Consider the following 7,820-nt stretch of genomic DNA (forward strand, 5'->3'; position numbering starts at 1 on the left):
TCAGGTGTCTACCTAACAGGGGTCAGGTCCATTCTCTAGCCACTTGCAGACGACCAGCCGAAGAGAAACATGCTTCACTTAGTTCCTCGAACGGTGGTCAGCGATGTACTTGTGGTGAAGGTACTTCCAAAGGGAGTAGAAGAGCCCGAACAGGATGAAAGATAAATAGAGTGCCCCAGCTAATAATAGCGAGACCATCATTGACAGCCCGGCGATTGCAAATTTTATCGACGAACCAAGAACTATCACATGAATGATCGAGCTGACCAGTGCGAATATAGCTGCAATCCCAAGGCTGACACACATAAACAGAAATGGTAAACCTGCGAATCTGACAAGATAGATCACCGAGACAGGAAACCCAATTTTATTAAGTCGGTCAGTTGTAATCGTGACCTGATCTACAGCCATTAGAAATGATGTGACCGACAATATTCCTACAAAGAACAGGGGCAAACCAAGCATGACAAGAAAATCCCAATTCTGGATTCCCCCACCCACTTGATTCAATGCGTCAGCCTCTGTGTGGGAAACTGAAAGGACAATAGCTGGAATGCCCAGCACGTAGGACAACGGCAAGACGATAGACTTCGTCATATTATGAAGCTCTGCAGAGAATGCGCCCAGTACAGCTATCCCGGGAGTGACACCAGCCAATCGGGTAGTACCTTTCTCTATCGCTCTGACGATGTGCAGAATAAAGCGACTACATAGCCAAAACAAGGCAGATACCATAGCTAGAATGACAAAAAGTCCTGCTTGAGCACCAGCCTGGACCGCTATTACAAGAAAGACGACGGGAAGTACAGCGGCCAAGTCTCCCCACCGCAGCCTATTGAGCCCGTCAATTGAAACACGTACAGGCTTCGCTCCCGATGCCTGAGTCTTCTGCTTCAAAGCGTAACCAATGAACGTGATAATGCCGACAATGAAAACGCTAACAGTGATTATGAGCGTAGCCATCAAAATTGAATTCAGCGATATCGGCTCAAAAAACTGACCAGGGTACAACAAATCGTCAGAGTCCCGACGGGAAATCAGCATCACTAACCGCTGAAAGAGTACAGCTACAGGATAAGAAAGTAAGATAGCCAAGACTTCGATGAATAGGAGCTGTGCGATGAGCATGACAAGGTACCGTCGAGCCGGCCATCCAACAATTTGTAGACAACCGATGAAATAGTCAAGTTTGGTAAACGCCCTACTCACTATCTGCGGAATGCAGAAAATCGAGGCAATCGTCCAAGAGATAGCAACATTTGTCGCTACATTCACCGTGACAGCCTCACCCACTGCTGTACCTTCAGTCGCGGCTCGGGTATTAAGAACAGCTGCAAGTACGCCGATTGAAAAACCGATAGCTACCGCAGCTGCAACATTGGGACCTAACGACGCTCGAAAATACGATTTTGTAACTTTAAGCGAGATTGCTTGATCGCGATTGGGATTATCCATTGATTGTCCCACCGTCCAAACGAACAATACGATCACATAGCTTTGCAATGACCGGATCATGGGTAACGATTAGACCGTGTCCCCCCTGTGAACCGCACCAATTCTTGATTTCACCAAAAGCCCGATGTGCGTTCTCTTCGTCCAAGCTCCCTGTCGGCTCATCGGCGAATAACAACTTTGGACCACTAGCCAAGGCCCGCGCGATTGCTGCCCGCTGTGCTTGTCCACCTGAGACTTCTTCAGGCAGAGAGTTCCTTTCTGTTCCAATAGCCAAGCTGTCTAAAACTGTTTTGGGGGAGATCCCCTTCGGCTTACCCGACAAGGCCCAAGACAACTCCGCGTTCTCAAGCAGGTTTAATCCCGGAATCAATAGGTGGTCTTGGAAAACTATTGATACAGAATCCCTTAGATGTTTGCGCACCTTTCGTTTTGGCAGGCCCGATATCTGGATTCCATCAAGCACGCTCTTACCTTCGGATAACCGCCCAATACCAGCGAGTCCATTAAGCAGAGTGGTCTTGCCTGACCCAGACGGCCCCATGAGGGCTACCACTTCGCCATTCGCAATCGAGAAGTTCACATTCCGGAATAGCCAATCCCTCCTGTTCTGCACCGTGAATTGAAATCCAGCGTCAATAACCTCAAACATCTACCGGTCCTTCACTGTAGGAAGAAAATTTATCAAGAATGCCATGCCAATGATTCTCTTTAACCGATCAACATCCCATGGCGTATTGGCATGTCCCCCGGAAACATGTAGTTGGATAAGGTCTTCGCGCAGATTCAAGCCGAAGCGGAGCTGGTCCCTGTTACTAATACGTGAATCGTACATAGATGAAAATGACAAGATTGGTAGGTCTTTTTGAGCGACTTCGAAGCCTTTTCTGAGCAAACGTCGGGAAGAGAATGGCAACCTTTGTAAAATATGTTGATTATCAAGGTCTGACAAATATGAGGAACCCTTTGCTGAGATGCATCGATCAAATATCAGGCCCGAATAGGCGGTTCGCTCCTTAGCGATCGACAGAGTAAGGGGCACCGAACCAGCAGAGACGGTGCTAGCAACCACCCGACCTTTGGTCGCAAAATGTTTTGAAATGCAGCTCAAATCATCGGCATAGTCTGCGAGACAGTCTCGTGGCTGAGGCAAAAGCAGCTCCCGAACCCTAAGTAGATTCGAGCCTTCAAACGTAGTTGTGGCGTCTGCAACTCGTTGGCCATAAACCCCATACGAGTGCACTAAGTACGTGTCACAATCATTGTTGACAGAATCTGCTGTGGAAATCTCAACATCACAGATGCTAGATGAGTGTGCTAAATCAAAGACTGGCCAAGAAAGTGATGACCTCCAATACTGTTGGATGTCGCACGATAGCCGTTGAAGAAAGTCGGAGGACACCTCATCTGTAGCCCTGATAGATTGTTGCAATAGCGATTGAGCATCAGTCGCGGAGAAATTTTCTGAAATGTAATGAATTGAAGCTCCAGATTCCAATACTTCCGGTGGGAGTTTTCTAAATGGCCAGGTTTCAGAAATTACGCGATACTCTGCGTTTGCATCCGGAGAGCAAAATTCCCACTCAAGTTCGCCATGCACAAACCTGCACCGCAAAGACTCAATATGTCCCGACCTCCAAACTTTTATAAAGATTTCAGGCTTGTTACGATCCACTAGGAGTACTGGCTCCGCTACAGGGAGAGTCTCGGCTCGAGTTGGAGCATCTGCAAACAACACACGCAAGTACCATCTTTCGTGGCCAGTTGGATCATAGATGCACAGAAGGACTCTGAACTCAACGAGCTCAATTATGTTCGTGACTGCACAAAATGAATCTAGGACTGCAATATCAGGCGAGCCCGAAGTATGAGTGGCTGCATGAAAGCTTCCTGTCTTTTGATCATAATTCAAAATCATCGAGCGCCTCCATTGAAACAATCCTGAGAAGTCCAGGCAAAAGTATGAACCCTCCTGCACCTTCTGATACATCAAAAACATAGCGAAGGGAAGAATCGTCTAAGAAAAGGTCTCCCGCGCTATCCATCGGTAGTAATCTGCGCACCCGCCTGTAGAGGGCAGGTACTGAATATGGACGATCCAGGTAGCTGCTAATTCCAGCGGTTCCCACTATGAGCCCCATCATCCCGTTCGCGAGGCCACTACAAATGCTGAATTCAGTGTCCACAGCGTTCAACAGACGTTCTGCCTCTGGGCGCAGCCAATCACCGCCTAGAGTCTTCTTTATCATTGGCAAGAGTAGACCGAATCCGGCGCTCCCTGTGCTGAGGTACGGAAGTAGGCGGTTACCCTGGACGGCGAATAGAGCTCCTTCACTATTGGAGTCGTAGTTCGTCAATTCCTGTTCAACTAAGTAGGTAATGGCTTCTTTTGCTAGTGCAACATCGGATTCATGCATTTCTTCCAACCAGAGAGACAAAATCCATGCCAATCCCAGAGGCCCATACAGCAGGCCTGTACGCTGGTCGTTCGGCCGGTTAGAGTTCTCATGCAAGGGCTTTTCGAAGTGTAAACTCCGTGCTTGCTTTGCAATACGAAGAATCCACTTACGTACTACTCCTTGGTATGCACAAACTTGGCTCGAGAATCGTGCAATCAACAGGAGCTGCAGTACTTCGGATCGTGAGATGCTTGCAGCTGGGGCCTCGATGGACTGGTACTGCTCTTCCAGTCGGTCTATGATGTCAGGAAGCCCAACACCGTAGGATGATTGATTGTGCTGCAAAAAATTAGGTACGACTCGAGCTAAATCCCAGTCGGCTTGTAGAGCTGTCTTGAGATACGCAAATTCCAGGCAATACCCTGCGCCATTTTCAAGGCGATCAGGTGAGACTGAGATGCTGCCAGTTTCGCGGATGCAAAGCTCGGCATCATGACTGATCTTCTGCCTCATTGTTCTTGCTGTAATCGTAGGTTTTTTTGAGTCCGAGAAGGAAGGGTCTAGTAGGGGGTTTCTCAGACGACCATCAACAGCGGCGAGCTTCCTTAGCTGTTTCAACAGCGTGGATACTCTGTGATCATTCAGCATGCTTTCATAGGGGTCATCCCATCTGCGATCCCAGCCGGCCTCGTTGAATTGATTTACTCGTGTATTCCCGAAGGTCAGTTCCTGAATAATTTGTCTAAAGGCGAACCAGTCGGATTCTTCCGCATCGTTTACGTTGAAATTGGCGTAGCCTTGTGCTTTAGAGCTTCCGGGAACGTCGTCCGAAGAATTTGTAGCCTCCTCAAAGTCTACGAAATACACTTCTTCGCCATCAGTTAGAACATTACGACCGTGGAGGTCGCGATGGTATACCTCACTGTAATGTAACAGCTTTATGCGCTTTTCCAGCCGAGTTGCAACTTTCAGCACTTCGCGAAGATAAGGAACCCAATCGTCGCCATTTCTCGCATATAGTGGAAATTTCGCTTTCTTAAACTGATGAAGATCTAGGCATTCTAAATCTTCTGTTATTAGCGCGACATCAGTGGCTAACTCGGTTAAAGCAAGAACTCTTGGAGTCGCACCAGAGCTTATAAGTCTGCTTAGTTGTGTGTGCTCGTTCTTGACTCGAAAGGCTCCGTCGTTCAAGTCTTGATCAAAACCTGCAAATTTCCGGCCAAGCTTCAAGAACGCTTTCTTTCCATCAAAAGTGCAGCGGTATATTCCGCCGGCGTTCGACTGCTTTACGAGAGTGACATTTGAAACATCGAGAGTCCTCCCGCTTTGCAGACGGGCAACAGCCTCATGCACGATCTTTAAGTCTGTCTCGGGACTTTGCACTGGGTCCAAGACCTCGCGGCGGTCAGGAACGAGGTCTCCATCGTCATTCAATAAGCAGTACTCTCCGTCGGCATTGACCATTGGGACGAAAGCTCCATACCTGAAGTGGATGCAGGGAACGGGACCGGGCAGGTCGGTTAGAATTTCAGGCCCGTCAAATGGTTTAAGCCTAGAGGCAAGGGCGATTACTACTTTTTCAAAGGATGCTTTGTCGGGGTAAATAGTTATCAGCTTCCCTGCCGATGTGCGATTAGCATTTTTACTGTTTGCAAGAAAGTATGAGTCCCGTGTATTGACTATCTTGAAGTGCAACCGATACTCATCAATAACCGCTAATGTTTGAGTTACGACTTCATCAAGGTCGGTCGGACTTGATGAGATATGTATCTTCCAGCCTTGAGGGGAAATATCGGAACCGATTAGCCGATAGCTGGTCCAATATTCGCCCCGTCGGAGTACATAACCATCGAGCTCTCCCGTCAAGAAATCCTCTGTGGTGTCCTCCAGAGTTGGGAGTGCGTAAAATCTTCGCGAGCGAAGGAGAGCTCCTTCGAAGTTAAACATTTTCCTCAAGCTCCAATACGTTAGCCGGCAGCATAAATTCAACGAAGTCGGAGTTGTGCGTGGACAGTATTACCCTCGCACCATTGTTGACGTGGTTGCGTAGTAGCTTTGCGAGATCTCGTTGATCGTCCGTGCCAAGAGAAGAAGTTGGTTCATCCAGGATTAGCGTTTCTTTGTTAGATGAGAGCGCAGCAGCAATAGCCACTCTTTGTCTCTCGCCTCCGGACATGCGGGCGATAGTGGTCGTCAACGTGCAATCGGGCATTCGCAGACAACTCAAGTTGTTCATGAATCGCTCGGAGTCTGGTCCACTTCCATATAGCTGTAAGGTATCTTCAAGAGTATGTGGAAGTAGCTTCGGTTCTTGACTTACAAAGGCAGTGTCGGTGGGCCCGACCGTGGCTGCAACGTCGTGCAGGAGCGTAGTCTTACCGATGCCGCTAGGACCCAAAATTATGGTGATGCCAGTTGAATCCAGCAGCTTTTGCTGGTTTCTATCCAGGACTTTTAAGACTCGTTCCGGCAGGGCCTTTCGAGGATTCTCAATATCATTTAGAGTGGAAATTTCACGCCACGCAGTGTGTGCCTTTGCCCGTTGGCTGGCCAAAGATAAAGCCCGAAGCAGTGGTGCCATTAATATGAACATGTACATTAGAAACTCGATGAGTTCCGAAGGATCCATGGCTCCTACCCGCACTCGCCATGACGCTACGCCCAAAGTTGTGACGGCCAGGATGGGTACTATAGAACCATTAAATGGTGCAAACTGAGCTTGTATAGTGGCTGACCGGTAGGTTGCTTGCTGTAAATTATCAAAACTGTTTGTTACGATTTTTTTTAGGTGTTCAAGACGCCCATTCAGTGTTGCTACCTTGGCGACCGAGAAGTATGTCAATAGGGTGTCGCTTAGTTCATCTCGAGAGCGGAGGTTTGCCTGTTCCGCCCGAGCCATGCGTTTTAGAAATGGCACACTCAATGCTGAAAGGGAAACTCCCATCGCTAGCACTAAGAGCGTCAATATTGTATCAATACGCAAAAGGGCTATGAAGGCGAAAATGAACATTCCCGCCCCAGGAAGTATCTTGCTTAGCAGTCCTACGATGTAGTGTGCAACTGTATCAGTATCGCCAACGACAACTTGTAGTCCTCTCCCGTGGTTCAGCTCAAACTGGTTTGCGTCGACCGTTGAGATTAGGTCTTTTTGAAGAGATCCTCTTATTTTGGCAATCAAGCGCCCTTCTTGTCGAATCAATAGCGCATTGAAAGTGGTTGCAAGAACTACTACCAGTAATAGGGCTAGTGCTTGCTCTTCGAGACTCTCCCCAACGTTGTTAGAGCCGTCAATTAGCTTCGCTAGTAGGGCGGGCTGTACTATAGAGAATCCTGCGAAGGCGCTTGAAAACGCAAGACACCAAATAATCTGGCTCGTAACTCCCCAACGGCGAAAGCGTCTGGCGATTTCCATAATCATGAGCTACCCACTAAAGTAGACTGGCGGGAGAGGCCCCCTCCCGCCAGTATAATCGGATACATTGCTTTACTAGGCGCTAGTTTCCACAGTAAGACCAAGTGATGGTGCTGACGTCGTTGTCGCCGCAGTGATTCTGGCTGAAGGTGCTCTCCTTCCGTTCCTCACTCTTCATTGCAAGGTCGGTTTCGTCGACCATGGCCTGCAGTGTACGGATGTTCATGTCGCCTCCTTTCCTGAGCTAGGTTGTATCGGTCAGACTATTTATGCCAAGACTGCCGGTCAATGAATGAGGATCAGTGTTTACAAAGAATTAACCGGGAATTAATCGTGGGCATTTGAGACTTATTCCGCTTTGCAGGCAGGCATCGCAAGAAGTTGCGACTCGACCGCCACTTGACTTCGTATCGAACGGTTCCCGGACTGCGACGACCGGAGGTCACAGACTTGAAAGGGTGACGTGTCCTCCGGTTTTCGTCGTGTGGGTAGTTGATGGGAGCTGTCCTCTGGTTGGGGACGCTTCACATGCGGGTATCGCTGGTTATCGAAGC

Annotated in this window: 6 protein-coding genes; all 6 read right to left on the bottom strand. The window is 48.6% G+C overall.

Features of this window, described 5'->3' with window-relative positions; genetic code table 11:
* Positions 1-78: 78 nt before the first annotated feature.
* The 6 genes from HMPREF2565_RS01910 to HMPREF2565_RS13870 all read right to left on the bottom strand — a co-directional run bounded on the left by HMPREF2565_RS01910 (position 79) and on the right by HMPREF2565_RS13870 (position 7,492).
* Positions 79-1,455, bottom strand: coding sequence for a hypothetical protein (locus HMPREF2565_RS01910; RefSeq protein WP_141745875.1), 1,377 nt, complete (start codon positions 1,453-1,455; stop codon positions 79-81).
* Positions 1,448-2,104 (bottom strand): ABC transporter ATP-binding protein, encoded by a 657-nt coding sequence (locus HMPREF2565_RS01915; RefSeq protein WP_071406802.1) that lies wholly within the window; start codon positions 2,102-2,104, stop codon positions 1,448-1,450. The genes HMPREF2565_RS01910 and HMPREF2565_RS01915 overlap by 8 nt, the downstream gene beginning before the upstream one ends.
* Positions 2,105-3,370 carry a hypothetical protein gene (locus tag HMPREF2565_RS13640; RefSeq protein WP_141745876.1) on the bottom strand — a complete coding sequence of 422 codons (1,266 nt, stop codon included), beginning with the start codon at positions 3,368-3,370 and terminating at the stop codon, positions 2,105-2,107.
* Positions 3,354-5,801, bottom strand: coding sequence for a class III lanthionine synthetase LanKC N-terminal domain-containing protein (locus HMPREF2565_RS01920; protein WP_071406803.1), 2,448 nt, complete (start codon positions 5,799-5,801; stop codon positions 3,354-3,356). The genes HMPREF2565_RS13640 and HMPREF2565_RS01920 overlap by 17 nt, the downstream gene beginning before the upstream one ends.
* Positions 5,794-7,272: an ABC transporter ATP-binding protein gene (locus tag HMPREF2565_RS01925; protein WP_049157201.1), complete on the bottom strand. Its 1,479-nt coding sequence runs from the start codon at positions 7,270-7,272 to the stop codon at positions 5,794-5,796. Before HMPREF2565_RS01925 ends, HMPREF2565_RS01920 begins: the two co-directional genes overlap by 8 nt.
* A gap of 76 nt (positions 7,273-7,348) precedes the next feature.
* Complete coding sequence (locus HMPREF2565_RS13870; protein ID WP_158010520.1) at positions 7,349-7,492, bottom strand: hypothetical protein; 144 nt, start codon at positions 7,490-7,492, stop codon at positions 7,349-7,351.
* Between the last annotated feature and the right edge of the window lie 328 nt (positions 7,493-7,820).

Source organism: Corynebacterium sp. HMSC072A04 (assembly GCF_001809235.1).
Taxonomy (GTDB): Bacteria; Actinomycetota; Actinomycetes; order Mycobacteriales; family Mycobacteriaceae; genus Corynebacterium; species Corynebacterium hiratae.

Excerpts from the sequence above, each read along its gene's own strand:
- HMPREF2565_RS01920 (WP_071406803.1), bottom strand. The coding sequence starts at position 5,801 with ATGTTTAACTTCGAAGGAGCTCTCCTTCGCTCGCGAAGATTTTACGCA.
- HMPREF2565_RS01910 (WP_141745875.1), bottom strand. The coding sequence starts at position 1,455 with ATGGATAATCCCAATCGCGATCAAGCAATCTCGCTTAAAGTTACAAAA.
- HMPREF2565_RS01925 (WP_049157201.1), bottom strand. The coding sequence starts at position 7,272 with ATGATTATGGAAATCGCCAGACGCTTTCGCCGTTGGGGAGTTACGAGC.
- HMPREF2565_RS01915 (WP_071406802.1), bottom strand. The coding sequence starts at position 2,104 with ATGTTTGAGGTTATTGACGCTGGATTTCAATTCACGGTGCAGAACAGG.
- HMPREF2565_RS13640 (WP_141745876.1), bottom strand. The coding sequence starts at position 3,370 with ATGATTTTGAATTATGATCAAAAGACAGGAAGCTTTCATGCAGCCACT.
- HMPREF2565_RS13870 (WP_158010520.1), bottom strand. The coding sequence starts at position 7,492 with ATGAACATCCGTACACTGCAGGCCATGGTCGACGAAACCGACCTTGCA.